13 protein-coding genes are annotated in these 16,667 nt (G+C 73.8%); 3 read left to right on the top strand and 10 right to left on the bottom strand.

All coding sequences use genetic code 11. From position 1 onward, the window contains the following. The first annotated feature begins 59 nt into the window (after positions 1–59). The gene (locus AMK31_RS02360) at positions 60–791 is read left to right on the top strand and encodes an MBL fold metallo-hydrolase (protein WP_073938579.1); all 732 of its coding nucleotides are present in this window, start codon (positions 60–62) and stop codon (positions 789–791) included. A gap of 32 nt (positions 792–823) precedes the next feature. Next, positions 824–1,630: a DUF3097 domain-containing protein gene (locus AMK31_RS02355; protein WP_073938577.1), complete on the top strand. Its 807-nt coding sequence runs from the start codon at positions 824–826 to the stop codon at positions 1,628–1,630. Here AMK31_RS02355 and hemW read toward each other — a convergent pair whose 3' ends face one another. The 4 genes from hemW to lepA form a co-directional block, all read right to left on the bottom strand. After that, the gene (gene hemW, locus AMK31_RS02350) at positions 1,631–2,863 is read right to left on the bottom strand and encodes a radical SAM family heme chaperone HemW (RefSeq protein ID WP_073938575.1); all 1,233 of its coding nucleotides are present in this window, start codon (positions 2,861–2,863) and stop codon (positions 1,631–1,633) included. A gap of 18 nt (positions 2,864–2,881) precedes the next feature. Next, positions 2,882–5,320, bottom strand: coding sequence for a SpoIIE family protein phosphatase (locus AMK31_RS02345; RefSeq protein ID WP_079186639.1), 2,439 nt, complete (start codon positions 5,318–5,320; stop codon positions 2,882–2,884). 270 nt (positions 5,321–5,590) lie between these two features. After that, positions 5,591–7,465, bottom strand: a complete 1,875-nt coding sequence (locus tag AMK31_RS02340; RefSeq protein ID WP_073938573.1) for an AMP-dependent synthetase/ligase — start codon at positions 7,463–7,465, stop codon at positions 5,591–5,593. A 246-nt stretch (positions 7,466–7,711) separates the two neighbouring features. Continuing rightward, positions 7,712–9,580: a translation elongation factor 4 gene (gene lepA, locus AMK31_RS02335; protein WP_073938571.1), complete on the bottom strand. Its 1,869-nt coding sequence runs from the start codon at positions 9,578–9,580 to the stop codon at positions 7,712–7,714. A gap of 229 nt (positions 9,581–9,809) precedes the next feature. Here lepA and rpsT point away from each other — a divergent pair, with 229 nt between their 5' ends. Beyond that, complete coding sequence (gene rpsT, locus AMK31_RS02325) at positions 9,810–10,076, top strand: 30S ribosomal protein S20 (RefSeq protein ID WP_073938569.1); 267 nt, start codon at positions 9,810–9,812, stop codon at positions 10,074–10,076. A gap of 226 nt (positions 10,077–10,302) precedes the next feature. Here rpsT and AMK31_RS02320 read toward each other — a convergent pair whose 3' ends face one another. From AMK31_RS02320 to AMK31_RS02295, 6 genes are all read right to left on the bottom strand, one after another. Beyond that, a complete protein-coding gene (locus AMK31_RS02320) occupies positions 10,303–10,698 on the bottom strand; it encodes a nuclear transport factor 2 family protein (RefSeq protein WP_073938956.1) in 396 nt (131 codons plus the stop codon). Positions 10,699–10,827: 129 nt separating this feature from the next. Next, entirely contained in the window at positions 10,828–11,817 is a 990-nt protein-coding gene (holA, locus tag AMK31_RS02315) for a DNA polymerase III subunit delta (protein ID WP_198948401.1), read from the bottom strand. Between the two features lie 45 nt (positions 11,818–11,862). Then, positions 11,863–12,108: a hypothetical protein gene (locus AMK31_RS02310; protein WP_073938954.1), complete on the bottom strand. Its 246-nt coding sequence runs from the start codon at positions 12,106–12,108 to the stop codon at positions 11,863–11,865. A gap of 108 nt (positions 12,109–12,216) precedes the next feature. After that, positions 12,217–13,056, bottom strand: a complete 840-nt coding sequence (locus tag AMK31_RS02305; RefSeq protein WP_073938568.1) for an arylamine N-acetyltransferase family protein — start codon at positions 13,054–13,056, stop codon at positions 12,217–12,219. Between the two features lie 4 nt (positions 13,057–13,060). Further along, entirely contained in the window at positions 13,061–15,643 is a 2,583-nt protein-coding gene (locus AMK31_RS02300) for a ComEC/Rec2 family competence protein (RefSeq protein ID WP_073938565.1), read from the bottom strand. Further along, positions 15,640–16,665, bottom strand: coding sequence for a ComEA family DNA-binding protein (locus tag AMK31_RS02295; protein ID WP_107468492.1), 1,026 nt, complete (start codon positions 16,663–16,665; stop codon positions 15,640–15,642). Before AMK31_RS02295 ends, AMK31_RS02300 begins: the two co-directional genes overlap by 4 nt. Between the last annotated feature and the right edge of the window lie 2 nt (positions 16,666–16,667).

Raw genomic sequence — 16,667 nt, 5'->3', positions numbered from 1 at the left:
CGGGCAAGGCCGGTCCTGCGAGGTCGTGCCCGCGGGGGCGTCACGGTTAGCGTCGCGGTATGACGGTGACTTGGGAAGAGCTGGGATGGGAACGGCTCGCGACCGGGGTCGGCCGGTGCCGCCTGCCGGGCTGGGACTGCACGGCCGGACTGGTGCGAGGGCACGGCACGGCACTGCTGATCGACGCGGGTTCCAGCCTCGCGGAGGGCGCCCGGCTGCGCGCGCAGGCCGAGCGGCTGGCCGGCGGCCGTGTGACCCATCTCGCGCTCACGCACCCCCACTTCGATCATGTCTTCGGCGCGGCCGCGCTGGCGGGGGCCGAGGTGTTCGGGGCGGTCGGCGTGGACGCCGCGCTGACGTCCCGGCGGGCGCGGGCGGAGCTGCGGGGGGACGCGATGCGCCATGGCCTGGACGAGGCGGCGGCGACGGAGGCCGCGGACACCCTCGTCGCGCCCCGCCATCACGTGTCCGGCGAGTGGACGCTGGACCTGGGCGGCGGCCGGCAGGCGCTGCTGGCCAACGTGGGCCCCGGGCACACCGCGCACGACCTGGTCGTCCTCGTCCCCGGCGATCCTGAGGTCGTCTTCTGCGGCGACCTGGTCGAGGAGTCCGGCGAGCCGCAGGCCGGCCCCGACGCGGTCCCGGCCCGCTGGCCGGACGCACTGGACCGGCTGCTGTCCCTCGGCGGCCCGGACGCGGTCTACGTGCCCGGCCACGGGGCGGTGGTGGACGCGGCGTTCGTACGGCGGCAGCGCGACACGCTCGCGGCCCGTTTCGGCGTGTCGCCCTGAGCGCGCCCCGCACTGTCCATATCGTCATCCGAATGCGCCAGTACTCTCCGGACCTGACCCCACCCTGGAAAAAGCCCCAGCCCGTCCCGGAGGTCCCGGCGGAGCCCGGCCTGGTGGTCGAGGAGCCGGGGACCGGGTTCTGCGGCGCGGTGATCCGCTGCGAGGCGGGCACGGTGACGCTGGAGGACCGCTTCGGCAAGCACCGGGTGTTCCCGCTGGAACCGCGCGGGTTCCTGCTGGAGGGCCGGGCGGTGACCCTCGTACGGCCGTCCTCCGGTCCCGTACGGCCCACCCGTACGGCATCCGGCTCGGTCGCCGTCCCCGGCGCCCGCGCGCGCGTGGCCCGCGCCGGGCGCATCTACGTGGAGGGCCGCCACGACGCCGAACTGGTCGAGAAGGTGTGGGGCGACGACCTGCGCGTCGAGGGCGTGGTCGTGGAGTACCTGGAGGGCGTGGACGACCTCCCGTCGATCGTCGCCGGCTTCGCGCCGGGCCCGGACGCGAGACTGGGCGTCCTGGTGGACCACCTCGTCCCCGGCTCGAAGGAGTGGCGCATCGCGGAGTCGGTGACGAGCGAGCACGCCCTGGTGGTGGGCCACCCGTACATCGACATCTGGCAGGCGGTGAAGCCGTCCGCCCTGGGCATCCCCGGCTGGCCGGACGTCCCGCGCGGGCAGGACTGGAAGACCGGCGTGTGCCGGGCGCTGGGCTGGCCGGAGAACACCGGGGCGGTGTGGCAGGCGATCCTGAAGCGGGTGGGGTCGTACAAGGACCTGGAGCCGGAGCTCTTGGGGAAGGTGGAGGAGCTGATCGACTTCGTGACGGCCCCCGGCGGCTGATCAGTCCACCAGGTCCCGCACCACCGCGTCCGCCAGCAACCGCCCCCGCAGGGTCAGTGCCGCGCGCCCCTCCTCGTACGGTCCGCGCTGGAGCAGTCCGTCCGACAGGGCCCGGTGCGCGGCCTTCAGCCCGTCCTCGCGGAGCAGACTCAGCGGCACCCCCTCCCGCAGCCGCAGCTCCAGCAGGATCCGCTCGACCCGCCGGTCCTCCTCGGACAGCAGCTCGCGTCCGGCGCCCGGGGAGCGGCCCTCCGCCAGGGCCGCCGCGTACGCGCCCGGGTGCTTCACGTTCCACCAGCGCACCCCGCCGACGTGGCTGTGGGCGCCGGGGCCGGCGCCCCACCAGTCGGCGCCCCGCCAGTACAGCTCGTTGTGCAGGCAGCGGCCCGTCTCGGAGGTGGCCCAGTTGGACACCTCGTACCAGTCGTAGCCCGCCGCCGACAGCCGCTCCTCGGCGATCAGATAGCGGTCGGCGTGCACGTCGTCGTCGGTCATCGGGATCTCGCCGCGACGGATCCGGCGGGCCAGCTGGGTGCCCTCCTCGACGATCAGCGCGTACGCCGAGACGTGGTCCGGACCGGCGCCGAGGGCCGCGTCCAGCGAGGCCCGCCAATCGTCGTCGGACTCGCCGGGCGTGCCGTAGATCAGGTCCAGGTTGACATGCGCGAACCCGGCCGCCCGCGCCTCCGCCACGCACGCCTCCGGGCGCCCGGGGGTGTGCGTGCGGTCGAGGATCCTCAGCACGTGCTGCTTCGCGCTCTGCATCCCGAAGGAGATCCGGTTGAAGCCGCCCTGGCGCAGCTCGGCCAGGTAGGCGGGGTCCACGGACTCGGGGTTCGCCTCCGTCGTGACCTCCGCGTCGGCCGCGAGCCCGAACTCGTCGCGGATCGCCCCCAGCATCCGTACGAGGTCGCCGGCGGCCAGCAGGGTCGGCGTGCCGCCGCCGACGAACACCGTGCGGACCTCGCGCGGGTCGTCGCCGAGGACCTTGCGGGCGAGGCGGATCTCGTCGATCAGGGTGTCGGCGTAGTTGTCGCGGGAGGCGAGGACGCCGCCGGTGCCGCGCAGCTCGGTGGCGGTGTAGGTGTTGAAGTCGCAGTAGCCGCAGCGGGTCGCGCAGTAGGGGACGTGCAGGTAGAACCCGAGGGGGCGGTCGGCCGCCCCGGCGAGCGCGGACGCGGGCAGCGCGCCGTCGGCGGGGACGGGCTCGCCGTCGGGGAGTGCGGAAGGCATGTCCTCCATTGTCCCGCACTACGCGGGTTGCCCTGCCGGACCGGCCTGCTCGGCCTGCTCGGCCTGCTCGGCCTGGAGGACGAGCAGCGCGAGGTCGTCCTCCGGTGGGCGGCCGCCGAACTCGTGCACCAGCCGCCTGATCCGCTCCGCGATGTCGTCGGCGCTCAGCCCCGCGCACCCGGCCAGCGCCGCCGCCAGGCCGTCGCCGTCGTCGAACTGGCGGGAGCCGCTGCGCCGCTCGGTGACGCCGTCGGTGACACAGAGCAGGGTGTCGCCGGGAAGCAGCTCGAAGGTGTCGCTGGTGTACGTCTCGTCCTCGACGACGCCGAGCAGCGTCTGCGGGCGGGCGACGGTACGGACGTCGCCGTCGGGGCCGAGGAGCAGCGGCAACGGGTGCCCGGCGGAGGCGAGGGTGCAGCGGACGCCGCCGTCGAAGGGGACCAGCTCGCCGTAGAGGAGGGAGAGGAAGCGGGTCTGCGGGCCGTCGCCGGGGACGACGGGGCCCGCCAGGGCGCGGGCGGCGGCGTCGGCGGCCTCGGTGGCGTCGTCGAGGAGGAGCTGGTTGAGGCGGTCGAGTACGTCGGCGACGCGGTAGCCCTCGCGGGCCAGCAGCCGCAGCCAGGGGCGGGCCAGGCCGATGACGACGGCCGCCTCGGGGCCCTTGCCCTGTACGTCGCCGATGGCGAAGCACCAGCGGCCGTCGCCGGCCGGGAAGAGGTCGTAGAAGTCGCCGCTGGGGCCGCCCACGTCACAGGGCTCGTGGACGAGGGCGCTGCGCAGGCCGGGGATCTCGGCGACCGCTCCGGGCAGCAGGCCGCGCTGGAGCACGGCGCTGATGGTGGCCTGCCGGGCGTACTGCCGCGCCGCACCGATGGCCAGCGCGACCCGGCGGCTCAGATCCTCCACCAGACCGGTGATCTCTCCGGGGAGGGCGGCGACACCGGCCCGCCCGATGACGAGCGTGCCCAGCGGGCGGCCGCCGGCGACCAGGCGGAAGGCGAGGGCGGTGCCGGGGGTGGCGCCCGCGGCGGTGCCGGGGGTGGGGGCGGTGCCGGGGCGGAAGGCGGGGGCGGCGCCCGGGACGACGTCGGGGACCGGGGCGGCGCCTGGTGCGGCGGCGGGCCGGGAGGCGGGGACGGTGCCGGGAGCGGGGGCGGTGCCTGGAGCGGCGTCGGGGGCGGGGACGGTGCCCAGGGTGGTGACGGGCCAGAAGGCAGGGGCGGTGCCCGGGGCGACGTCGGGGGCCGGGGCGGTGCCCGAGGCGGTGCCGGGGGCGGGGGCGGCATCCGGGGCTGCGACGGGCCCGAAGGCAGGGGCGGTGCCCGCGGCGGTTCCGGGAGCGGGCGCGGCGCCCGGGGCTGCGACGGGCCCGAAGGCGGGAGCGGTGTTCGCGGCGGTTCCGGGGGCGAGGGCGGTGCCCGGAGCGGCGGCGGGCCGGAAGGCGGGAGCGGTGTCCGAGGCGGTGCCGGGAGCGGGGCCGGCGCCCAAGGCAGACCCGGGGCCCGTTTCCGTCCCGTACGCCCTCGGGGCCTGCCAAGCCGTGTCGCCCAGTGCCTCCGCGGGCCATGGGTAGGCCACCGGGCCGCCGTCCGGTTCCTCCGGGGTCCGGGGCGGTTCCTTCTCCAGGGCGCGGCGCAGTTCCTCCATGCGGTCCTCGGCGGTGTGCCAGACGCGGGCCAGGCGGGGGCCGGGGGCGCCGGTGCCGCCGTCGGACCAGCGGCCGCGGCCCATCGCCTCGTCCTCCAGCCAGATCGCGCACCAGTCGGCGAGCCGAGGCACGAGCAGCTGGCCGGTGAGCGCGGCGACGAGGTCCTCGTCGAGCTGTCCGGCGAGCAGGTCGGACGCCTCGGCGAGGAAGGACAGCGCGCCGCGTCCGAGCCATTCGCGGTCCCGTTCGGCCCGCCGGGGCTCGGGGGCGAGCAGTCCGGCCACGCCGAGGGCGTCGCCGGTGTCCTGGTGGTCCGGGTGGTCGTCGCCGGTCAGCCGCGCCCACACCGTCTTGGCGCCCCGGCGGTAGGTGACGCCCCAGGATTCGCAGAGGGCGGCGACGAGACGCAGTCCGCGGCCGTACTCGGGGGTGCCGTGGGCGGGTTCGGCGGCGCCGTCGCGCGGGGCGCGTGCGGGGTTGCGGTCGGAGACCTCGACGACGAGGGCGCCGGTCTCCGGCTCCAGCCGGCAGGACAGTTCCACGTCGGTGCCCGCGTGCACGACGGCGTTGGTGACCAGTTCGCTGACGACGACCGCCGCGTCCTCGCCGGTCCGTTCCGCGCCGGGCAGGCCGAGGTCGGCCCACTCCCGTAACGCCGTGCGCAGCAGCCGGCGGGCGGCGCCCGGCGCGAGGGGGCCGGCGGTGAGGGTGGTGCGTGCGTGGGCGCACGGCGGCACGATCAGGTGGACGTCGACGGGGTCGGTCTCCGGGTGCGTCGGAGACTCCCGTTGCGTCGGTATGGCCCCCATCTCCAGCTCCCCGGGCAGTCGGACGGTCGGGTCGCGACCGGCCGCGCCGATCGCTGCCGACAGGGTGACAGACCGAGCCCGCCCGACAGCGGGGAGTTGTCGAAGTGAGCCACCATGAGGGAGGACCGTGGTACGCGCATGCTCGAATCCGGACCATTGACGGCCGGATTCGAGCATCTGAACTATGCCCGTGGCTCAGGCGGCATCCGAAATATGCATGCGAAATATGCCCGCCCGAACCACCGGGCCTGTGCCGCGCGCCGTCAGGCCTTACGCCTCGCGCGTCCCCTCGTACATCTCCTCGATGAGGTGCTTGTACTCGCGCTCCACGACCGGCCGCTTCAGCTTCAGGCTCGGGGTGATCTCGCCGTGCTCGACGTCGAGGTCGCGCGGCAGGAGACGGAACTTCTTGATGGTCTGCCAGCGCTGGAGCTGCGCGTTGAGCTGCTTCACGTACCCGTCGACCAGCTCGACGGTCGCGGGGGCGGCCACCACCTCCGCGTACGGCTTGCCCGCCAGGCCGTTGTCCGCGGCCCAGCTCAGGATCGCCGCCTCGTCGAGGGCGATCAGGGCGGTGCAGAAGTTCCGGTCGGCGCCGTGGACGAGGATGTTGGAGACGTACGGGCACACCGCCTTGAAGGAGCCCTCGATCTCGGTCGGCGCGACGTACTTGCCGCCCGAGGTCTTGAACAGGTCCTTCTTGCGGTCGGTGATCCGCAGGTAGCCGTCGGGGGACAGTTCGCCGATGTCCCCGGTGTGGAACCAGCCGTCGGGCTCCAGCACCTCGGCGGTCTTCTCGGGCAGCCCGTGGTAGCCCTCCATGATGCCGGGGCCGCGCAGCAGGATCTCGCCGTCCTCGGCGATCCGCACCTCCGTGCCGGGCAGCGGCTTGCCGACCGTGCCGGTGCGGTAGGCCTCGCCGGGGTTGACGAAGGACGCGGCGGAGGACTCGGTCAGGCCGTAGCCCTCCAGGATGTGGATGCCGGCGCCGGAGAAGAAGTAGCCGATCTCGGGGGCCAGGGCGACGGAGCCGGAGACGCAGGCCCGCAGACGTCCGCCGAAGGCCTCGCGCAGCTTGGAGTAGACGAGGGTGTCGGCGACCTTGTGCTTGGCGGACAGCCCGAACGGCGCGGAGGCGGTGCCGGTGCGGCGGAAGTTGTCCTGGGTGACCTTGGCGTACTCGCGGGCGACCCCGGCGGCCCACTGGAAGATCTTGTACTTGGCGGCCCCGCCCGCGCGGGCCTTGCCGACGACGCCGTTGTAGACCTTCTCGAAGATGCGGGGGACGGCCGCCATGTACGTCGGCTGCACGACCGGCAGATTCTCGATGATCTTGTCGACGCGGCCGTCGACGGCGGTGACGTGGCCGACCTCGATCTGCCCGGAGGTGAGCACCTTGCCGAAGACGTGGGCGAGCGGCAGCCACAGGTACTGCACGTCGTCGGCGCTGATCAGGCCGGTCGCGGCGGTCGCCTTCGCCATGTACGACCAGTTGTCGTGCGGCAGGCGCACGCCCTTGGGGCGGCCGGTGGTGCCGGAGGTGTAGATGAGGGTGGCCAGCTGGTCCTTGGTGATCGCGTCGACCCGCTGCTTGATCAGGCCGGGGTCCTGCTCCAGCCGGGCGGCGCCGCGGGCCTCGAGCTCGGCGAGGCTGAGCACCCAGTCGCCGGTCTCGACCCCGGTGGCGTCGAGCACCACGACGTGCGTCAGTTCGGGCAGCTCGGCGCGCTTCTCCTGGGCCTTGGCCAGTTGCTCGGCGTCCTCCGCGATGAGCACGCGGCTGCCGGAGTCGGAGAGGATGAACGCCGACTCGTCGGCGTTGGTCTGCGGGTAGATCGTGGTGGTGGCCGCGCCCGCGCACATGATGCCGAGGTCGGCGAGGATCCACTCGATCCGCGTGGCGGAGGCCAGCGCGACCCGCTGCTCCGGCTCGACACCGAGGTCGATCAGACCGGCCGCGATGGCGTTCACCCGCTCGGCGGCCTGCCCCCAGCTCAGCGACTTCCAGTCGTCGGGGCCCGCGCCGGTGGCGGACGGCACCGGGTAACGGTAGGCCTCGGCGTCCGGGGTGGCCGCTACGCGCTCCAGGAAGAGGCCGGCGACGGACGGCGGACGGTTCTCGATCAAAGTCTGTGTGTCGCTCACGACATCCTCCGGGGGCCCGCGACGGTGCGGCTGGCTCAGGGCGGTTTTCACTCGCGCGCCGTTGTTTAACTCGCGAGTAACTATCGAGCAGGGACAGGTTAGAGCCCGGCCGCCCGCTGCGTAAGGGTCCGCGGCCTGTCACTTCCTACAGAGACATACCCGCCACACGAACGAGGGCCCGCCACACTTTCGTGCGGCGGGCCCCTTACTGTCCGTTTTGCCAGGGACCGGCGATGTAACCGTCGGTTACTTCTTGCTCTTGCCCGATCCCGCGCTGTCGTCGCTGGAGAGGACGGCGATGAAGGCCTCCTGCGGAACCTCCACGGAACCCACCATCTTCATCCGCTTCTTGCCTTCCTTCTGCTTCTCCAGCAGCTTCCGCTTACGGGAGATGTCACCGCCGTAGCACTTGGCGAGGACGTCCTTGCGGATGGCGCGGATGGTCTCGCGGGCGATCACCCGGGAGCCGATGGCGGCCTGCACCGGCACCTCGAAGGCCTGCCTCGGGATCAGCTCCTTGAGCTTGGCGACGAGCCGGACGCCGTACGCGTACGCCTGGTCCCGGTGGGTGATCGCCGAGAAGGCGTCCACCTTGTCGCCGTGCAGCAGGATGTCGACCTTGACCAGGCTGGAGGTCTGCTCGCCGGTGGGCTCGTAGTCGAGGGAGGCGTAGCCGCGGGTCTTGGACTTCAGCTGGTCGAAGAAGTCGAAGACGATCTCCGCGAGCGGCAGCGTGTAGCGGATCTCGACGCGGTCCTCGGAGAGGTAGTCCATGCCGAGCAGGGTGCCGCGCCGGGTCTGGCACAGCTCCATGATCGAGCCGATGAACTCGGTCGGAGCCAGGATCGTGGCGCGCACGACCGGCTCGTACACCTCGTTGATCTTGCCCTCGGGGAACTCGCTCGGGTTGGTGACGGTGTGCTCGGTGCCGTCCTCCATGACCACGCGGTAGACCACGTTCGGCGCGGTGGCGATCAGGTCGAGGCCGAACTCGCGCTCCAGCCGCTCACGGATCACGTCGAGGTGCAGCAGGCCGAGGAAGCCGACACGGAAGCCGAAGCCGAGCGCGGCGGAGGTCTCCGGCTCGTAGACGAGCGCGGCGTCGTTGAGCTGGAGCTTGTCCAGCGCGTCACGCAGCTCGGGGTAGTCGGAGCCGTCGAGCGGATACAGACCGGAGAAGACCATCGGCTTCGGGTCCTTGTATCCGCCGAGCGCCTCCGTCGCCCCCTTGTGCTGGCTGGTGACGGTGTCACCGACCTTGGACTGGCGGACGTCCTTCACACCGGTGATCAGGTAACCCACCTCGCCGACGCCGAGGCCGTCGGCGGGCAGCATCTCGGGCGAGTTGGTGCCGATCTCCAGCAGCTCGTGGGTGGCGCCGGTCGACATCATCCTGATGCGCTCGCGCTTGTTGAGCTGGCCGTCGATGACACGGACGTACGTCACGACACCGCGGTAGGAGTCGTAGACCGAGTCGAAGATCATCGCGCGGGCGGGGGCGTCCTTGACGCCGACCGGGGCCGGGATCTCGGCGACGACCTTGTCGAGCAGCGCCTCGACGCCCAGGCCCGTCTTCGCGGAGACCTTCAGGACGTCGCTCGGGTCGCAGCCGACCAGGTTGGCCAGCTCCTCGGCGAACTTCTCGGGCTGCGCGGCCGGCAGGTCGATCTTGTTCAGCACCGGGATGATCGTGAGGTCGTTCTCCATCGCCAGGTAGAGGTTGGCGAGGGTCTGCGCCTCGATGCCCTGGGCGGCGTCGACGAGGAGGATCGTCCCCTCGCAGGCGGCGAGCGACCGCGAGACCTCATAGGTGAAGTCGACGTGCCCCGGCGTGTCGATCATGTTGAGGATGTGCGTGTTGCTCTTGTCGTGGGTCGGGGCCCACGGCAGACGCACCGCCTGGGACTTGATCGTGATGCCGCGCTCGCGCTCGATGTCCATGCGGTCGAGGTACTGGGCGCGCATCTGCCGCTGCTCGACCACGCCGGTCAGCTGGAGCATCCGGTCGGCGAGCGTGGACTTGCCGTGGTCGATGTGCGCGATGATGCAGAAATTGCGGATCAGAGCCGGGTCGGTACGGCTCGGCTCGGGCACATTGTTAGGGGTCGCGGGCACGCAGGGTCCTGTCTCTTGAGGCGCCTTATGCCTCGGGTCGGATCGATACGTAGCTTCCATGGTCCCACGGGTGCGGCGCGGCGACCGGTTTGGGCCACTGGAAGGGCCGCTGGTAGTGTAGGGGGCTGTGTCTCATGCCCTCTCAGCGCGAGGCACGACCCCAAGAAATCACCTGGTACGGGACCCGGCATTTCCCTGGCCCCGTGCCTGAACCTGTAAAGGCTCATTCGTGGCGAACATCAAGTCCCAGATCAAGCGGATCAAGACCAACGAGAAGGCTCGGCTGCGCAACAAGGCCGTCAAGTCCTCCCTGAAGACCGCGATCCGCAAGGCCCGCGAGGCCGCTGCCGCGGGTGACGTCGAGAAGGCCACCGAGTACCAGCGCGCCGCCGCGCGTCAGCTCGACAAGGCCGTCTCGAAGGGCGTCATCCACAAGAACCAGGCCGCCAACAAGAAGTCGGCGCTGGCTGCGAAGGTCTCGTCCCTCCAGGGCTGAACCCCTTATCTGGTCTGATCGCCGGCAGGACCCAGGGCGGGCCCTCTCTCATCCGCTCCCGGCCGGCACCCCGAGTCTGTTCGCGGCCTGCGTTCGCCACGCGGGAACGGACTCACCAGCTTGATCCGAAGGCCCCACCGCCTCGTCCTTCCCCAGGACGGGCGGCGGGGCCTTCGGCGTGCGCGCACGCATACGTGCGTGTGTCAGGGGGCAGCGTGTCAGCGCGTCACGCCCAGAAGGCGTTGGCCTCGTCGAGGTCCTGGACGCACTCGTCGAGATCGCTGATCTTCTCTCCCACGATCCGGAAGACTATGGCTCCCTCATCGTCGAGGTGCCTGCCCTGGCGGTCCGCCGTGATGTGGTGCATGGCGACGGCGTGCCCGCGGCCGTCCACCGCGACGCAGCGCAGGTCGACCTCCATCGACCCGTTCGTCTCCTCCATGAGCCTGCGGTACATGCCGATGACCGCGTCCTGGCCCTTGAAGTCACCCGACAAGGGGTGGCTGCCGGGCACATGGTGCGTACAGTCCGAGGTCATCATCGCCCGCAGGCCGTCCATGTCACCGCTCGTGAAGCACTCGTAGCCCTTGCGGACGAGTACGGCGTGGGGGTGCTCAGCCATGACGATCGCCACCTTTCCGCGCTTCCGGCGATTACGGCTGATACGGCCGATTCTCCTCCGCCGGACCGGGCCCTGCCCCCTGACCGCCGGCCGACACCCGCACCTGGGGCCTGCGCGCCACCGCTGGCTCTACGCCCGCCCCCTGGACCGCGCCGCCCGCGCGATGATGACGACGGCCTTCTCCAGGGCGTACTCGGGGTCGTCGCCGCCGCCCTTCACGCCGGCATCCGCCTCGGCTACCGCGCGCAGGGCGATGGCCACGCCGTCCGGGGTCCAGCCCCGCATCTGCTGGCGCACGCGGTCGATCTTCCACGGCGGCATGCCCAGCTCGCGTGCGAGGTCGGCGGGCCGGCCGCCGCGCGCGGCGGAGAGCTTGCCGATCGCCCGCACGCCCTGCGCGAGCGCGCTGGTGATCAGCACGGGCGCGACGCCGGTGGCCAGCGACCAGCGCAGCGCCTCCAGAGCCTCGGCCGCCCGGCCCTCCACCGCCCGGTCGGCGACGGTGAAGCTGGAGGCCTCGGCGCGGCCGGTGTAGTACCGCCCGACGACGGCCTCGTCGATCGTGCCCTCGACGTCGGCGACCAGCTGCGACACCGCGGAGGCCAGCTCCCGCAGGTCACTGCCGATCGCGTCGACCAGCGCCTGGCAGGCCTCGGGGGTGGCGGACCGCCCGGCCGCCCGGAACTCCTGCCGGACGAACGCCAGCCGGTCGGCCGGCTTCGTCATCTTGGGACAGGCCACCTCTCGCGCCCCCGCCTTGCGGGCGGCGTCGAGCAGCTTCTTGCCCTTGACGCCACCGGCGTGCAGCAGAACGAGGGTGATCTCCTCGACGGGCGACCCCAGATAGGCCGTGACGTCCTTGATCGTGTCGGCCGACAGGTCCTGCGCGTTGCGTACGACCACGACCTTGCGCTCCGCGAAGAGCGACGGGCTGGTCAGCTCGGCGAGCGTGCCGGGCTGCAGCTGATCCGGGGTCAGGTCACGTACGTCCGTGTCGGCGTCGGCGGCCTTGGCGGCGGCCACCACCTCCCGCACGGCACGGTCGAGCAGGAGGTCCTCCTGGCCCACGGCGAGCGTCACCGGGGCGAGAGGGTCGTCATTCGCAGTCTTCCTGGCCATCGGGACAAGCATGGCACGCGGCACTGACAGCGGGACGCCGCCGCCCTACGGCTCCTCGCGCCAGCCGTCCCACTCGCCGGCGAACTCGTCCAGCTCCCGCGCGTCCAGCCGCCCCTCCGCGTCCGCGACGACGACCAGCCACTGCGCGTCCTCGGCGTCGTCCTCCCCGGCCAGCGCGTCCCGGACCAGCTGCGGCTCCTCGTCGAGCGAGAACCGCTCCCCCAGTGCCTCGGCCACCTCCTCCGCCGCGTCACGGTCGGGCAGCACCAGCACATGTCTCACATCACTCACGGCGAACATTCTCCGTCACCCCTGGCCGGCCACCGCACCGGCCTCCGCGCCGGCCGGCAGCTCCGGCGGAACGGGGCGTACCCCTCGGCCGACACCGCCAGCCGGTACTCACCCGCCGGAACGGCGCACCTCCGGCACGCTCTCCAGGACGATCCCGAACTGCTCCCGGTACACGGCCAGCACCTCCTCGTCCTCCCCCTCCCCGTACTCGTACTCCTCCCGCGTCCCGTCCGCCGCCGTCGCCTTCAGCTTGCGTCCGCTGAGCGTGATCCGCCCGCCGTCCTCCGTGACCCTGGAGCACACCAGCGACCGCGTGAAGTGCGACTCCGGCGAGGTGCTGTGCCACCAGGCCCCGGTCACGAAGTCGGCGAGCACCCGCGGCCGGGTCTCCAGCCGGTACTCCGGCTCGCCGTCCTTCAGCACGTCCAGGTCGACCGCGTCCGCCGCCCCCGAACCGCCGCGTACGCCCGCCGCGTCCGGCCCCGCCTCGACGAGCCGGAAGACGCCACCGGGGTCGCTCTGCTCATGCCGCTCCTCGAAGGACAGGGGGTAGTGGCTGTGCGCCCCGAAGCCGACGTCGGCCAGCCACTCCCCCGCGTCCACCGTCCGCACCCGCAGCGCGAGATGGTCGTACGGGACCCCGAGCCGCCCCTCGTCCCCGTACACCCGCGCCGCAAGCAGCGTCACATCGAACCCCAGCGCGTCCAGCAACGCGGCGAACACGCCGTTCAGTTCGTGGCAGAACCCGCCCCGCCGAGCGCCGACCACCTTGTCCAGCAACCGCTTCTCGTCGAGCACGACCGCCTCGCCGAGATGGATCGACAGGTTCTCGAAGGGTACGGTCTGCAGGTGGCGGAGCTGGAGCTCGCGCAGGACGTCGAGGGTGGGCCAGGCCGGGCGGGCGACCCCCAGGCGGCGGAGATATGCGTCAACCTCTGCTGAGTTCATGACCTCAGTCTCGCGCCACCCGTATCTCCCCGCCCTCACCGACCACCGCGACCGCCCCGTCCCGGTCCGTCCGCAGCACCGCCGCGCCGCCGGCCCGCAGCGCCGCCAGGGTGCCGGGCGCCGGGTGCCCGTAGGGGTTGTCCGTACCGCAGGAGATCAGCGCCAGCCGCGGTGCCGTCCGGCGCAGCAGCTCCGGGTCCTGGTAGGCGGAGCCGTGATGGGCGACCTTGAGGACGTCCACGCCGCCGATCAGCGCCGCCGCCGGGGTCCGCAACAGCGCCTGCTGGGCCGGGGGTTCGAGGTCGCCCAGCAGCAGCATCCGCAGCCCCGCCGACCGGACGAGCAGGGCGACGCTGGCGTCGTTCGGGCCCTCCGGCACCGGTACCGCCGACGGTGGTCCCGCGGGTGGCGGCCACAGCACCTCCCAGGTGAGGCCGCCGCTGCGGCGCCGCTCCCCGGCGACGGCGCGGGTGACCGGGATCCCCCGCGCGGCCGCCGCCGCGCGCACGAACCGCGCCTGGTCGGCGGGCTCTTCGTACCCCGTCGTCTGAACGGCCCCGACCGAGCGGCCACGCAGCACGCCCGGCAACCCGGCCACATGGTCGGCGTGGAAGTGGGTGAGCACGACGAGCAGCACCCTGGTGACACCCAGGCCGCGCAGACACCGGTCCACCAGCGCGGGGTCAGGACCCGTGTCCACGACCACGGCGGTGCCCTCGCCCGCCGCGAGCACGGCCGCGTCGCCCTGTCCCACGTCGCACAACGCCAGCCGCCAGCCCGGCGGCGGCCACCCGGTGACCACCCGGGTCAGCGGGGGCGGCCGCACCACCGCCAGCACCAGCAGCAGCCCCGCGGCCACGCACAGCCAGGGGTGCCGCAGCAGCCGTCGGCCGGCCGCCACGACGGCCACCGTGACACAGAGCAGCAGCCCTGCCCCCGCCCAGCCGCCGGGCCAGTCGACTCCGGCGCCGGGCAGCGCCGCGCCCGTCCGGGCGATGCCCGCGATCCACCCGGCCGGCCAACTCGCGCACCAGGCCAGTACCTCGGCCACCGGCATCGCCACCGGTGCCGCCGCCAGCGCCGCGAACCCCAGCACCGTCGCCGGGGCCAGCGCGCACTCCGCGAGCAGGTTGCACGGCACCGCCACCAGACTCACCCGCGCCGACAGCACCGCGACGACCGGCGCGCACACCGCCTGCGCGGCCGCCGCGGCCGCCAGCGCCTCCGCGAGCCGGGGCGGCACCCGCCGCCGGCGCAGCGCCTCGCTCCACCTCGGTGCCAGCGTGAGCAGCGCCCCCGTGGCCAGCACCGAGAGCAGGAAGCCGTAGCTCCGCGCCAGCCACGGGTCGTACAGCACCAGCACCAGTACGGCCGCCGCCAGCGCCGGGAGCAGGGACCGGCGACGCCCGGTGGCCAGCGCGAGCAGCGTGACGGCGCCGCACGCCGCGGCCCGCAGCACGCTCGGGTCGGGCCGGCACACCACGACGAACCCCAGGGTGAGCACCCCGCCGAGCACCGCCGTCCCCCGCAGGGACACACCGAGGCGTGGGGCCGGCCCGCGCCGCTCGGCCCGCTGGGCCAGGCCGGGCGGGCCCAGCAGCAGGGCGAGGACGATGGTGAGGTTGCTGCCGGAGACGGCGAGCGTGTGGGCGAGGTCGGTCTCCTTGAAGGCCGCGTCCAGCTCCGGGCCGATCCGTGAGGTGTCCCCCACCACCAGCCCCGGCAGCAGGGCTCGCGCGTCGGCCGGCAGCCCGTCGGTGGCCTCCCGCAGCCCGGCCCGCAACCGCCCCGCGAACCGCTGCGCCCCCGTCGGTTCCGCCACCACCACCGGCGCGGTTCGCTCCCGTACCCGCAGCACCGCCGCGATCCGGTCCCCGCCGACCGCCGCGGGCGCCAGCCGCCCGGTCACCCGCAGCCGCGTGGAGGGCAGCAGGCCGAGCCAGGGGGACGGCCTCGCCCGAGGGCCGGCCGGGGTGCCGGCTCCCGCGTCGACGATCACCAGCACCGGCGTCCGCGTCACCGTCGTCCCCGGCCCCGCCCGCCGCCCCGCCGGGGCCGGCCCTCGCACCGCCCGCACCTCCGCGTTCACCAGCACGGACGCCCGCGCGAGGCGGTTGCCGGTGACGCGCGGGCGGCTCAGCCGGGGATCCGAGGTGAGTTCGACGTCGGCGGTCACGGTGGCGTACTCGCGCGCCAGTCCCGGCACCGGCCCCCGGCGCAGATCCGCCCCGTGCAGCCCCGCCGAGGCGGCGGCCCCGGCGACGCAGAGCAGCACGGCGACGACCGGCATCCGAGGCCATGCGGCGGGCAGCGCCCGCGCCGGGCCGCGATCCCGCCTTCGCGCCGCCCACAGCAGGGCGAGCGCGACGCCCGTGCCGCCCGCCACCACCACTGCGACCCACCCCGGTGGTGCCCCCAGTGTCAGCGCCGCCGTCGCCCAGGCCGCCAGCGCCGGTACGACGAGCCGCAGGTCCGCCGGTCCCTCCTGGCGCGGATGGGCGTCGCCCAGCCGCTTCCCGGACGCGGCGTGCACCTCCCGCCGGCCGGCGCCCGGCGCCGACTCCCCGTGCGGTTCCCGGGGTGTCATGGCCGTACGAGATTCCGCAGGTCGGCGAAGCGCCGTTCGCCGATGCCGTTGACCTCCCGCAGCTCCTCCACGGAGCGGAAGCCGCCGTGCCGGGTGCGGTGGTCGATGATGTGCTGGGCCAGGACGGGGCCGACGCCGGGGAGGGTGTCCAGCTGTTCCACGGTGGCGGTGTTGAGGGAGACGGGGCCCGTCGGGGCCGCGCCCGCCGCGGCTCCCCCGGCAGGCGGCTGGGCCTGAGCGGCAGCGGGTCCGCCCACGACCACCTGCTCGCCGTCGACGAGGAACCGCGCCCGGTTGAGCCCGGCGGTGTCCGTGCCGGGCCGTACGCCGCCCGCCGCCTCCAGGGCGTCCACGACCCGTGACCCCGCCGGCAGCCGGTGGATCCCGGGCTCCCGGACCTTGCCGCTGACGTCCACGACGATCTCGGCGCCCGGCGCGCCCGTGGCGGCCGCCGAGGGAGCGTCCGGCGCCCCGCCCGGCCCCTGCCTCCGCCCCGGGGCCGGACCGCCCGGGGCCGCATCCGCATCCGCCTCCGCGTGCGGTGCCGCCGCCTCGACCACCTCCGGCGCCCGTACCGTCTCGGTGCGCCCGCTCCAGAAGTGCTGCACGGCGAAACCGGCGGCCACGACGAGCAGTACGGCCAGCGCGAGCACACTCCGCCGCTCCAGCCCGACCCGGGCCTGCAACCACACCGGCATGCGCTCCCGCAGGGCGAGCCCCGCCCGGTTCCGCCAAGTCCCCGCCCCGGCGGGCCTCCGCGCCTCCCGCTCCTCGTCGGGAGGCGGCCCCGCGCCCGACTCCCGCCATTCCTCGGCGCGTTCCGAGGCGCGTTCCGGGGCGCGTTCGCCGAACAGCAGCTCCGCCCGCCGCCGGAGTTCCTCGGCGGAGGCCTGCCGCTGCCGGGTGGCGCCCCTGCCGCGCAGCGGTGGGCGGCGGCGATGACGGGTCCGGCTGTCCGAGCCGGGGACTCGGCCCGGCCCACTGGTGGCGGACGTACCGTGTGTGCGTGATCGAAGTGCCATGC

The organism is Streptomyces sp. TSRI0107 (assembly GCF_001905845.1).
Taxonomy (GTDB): Bacteria; Actinomycetota; Actinomycetes; order Streptomycetales; family Streptomycetaceae; genus Streptomyces.
Note: the sequence above shows the minus strand (reverse complement) of the source record. Positions and strands in the feature narration are given on the sequence as shown.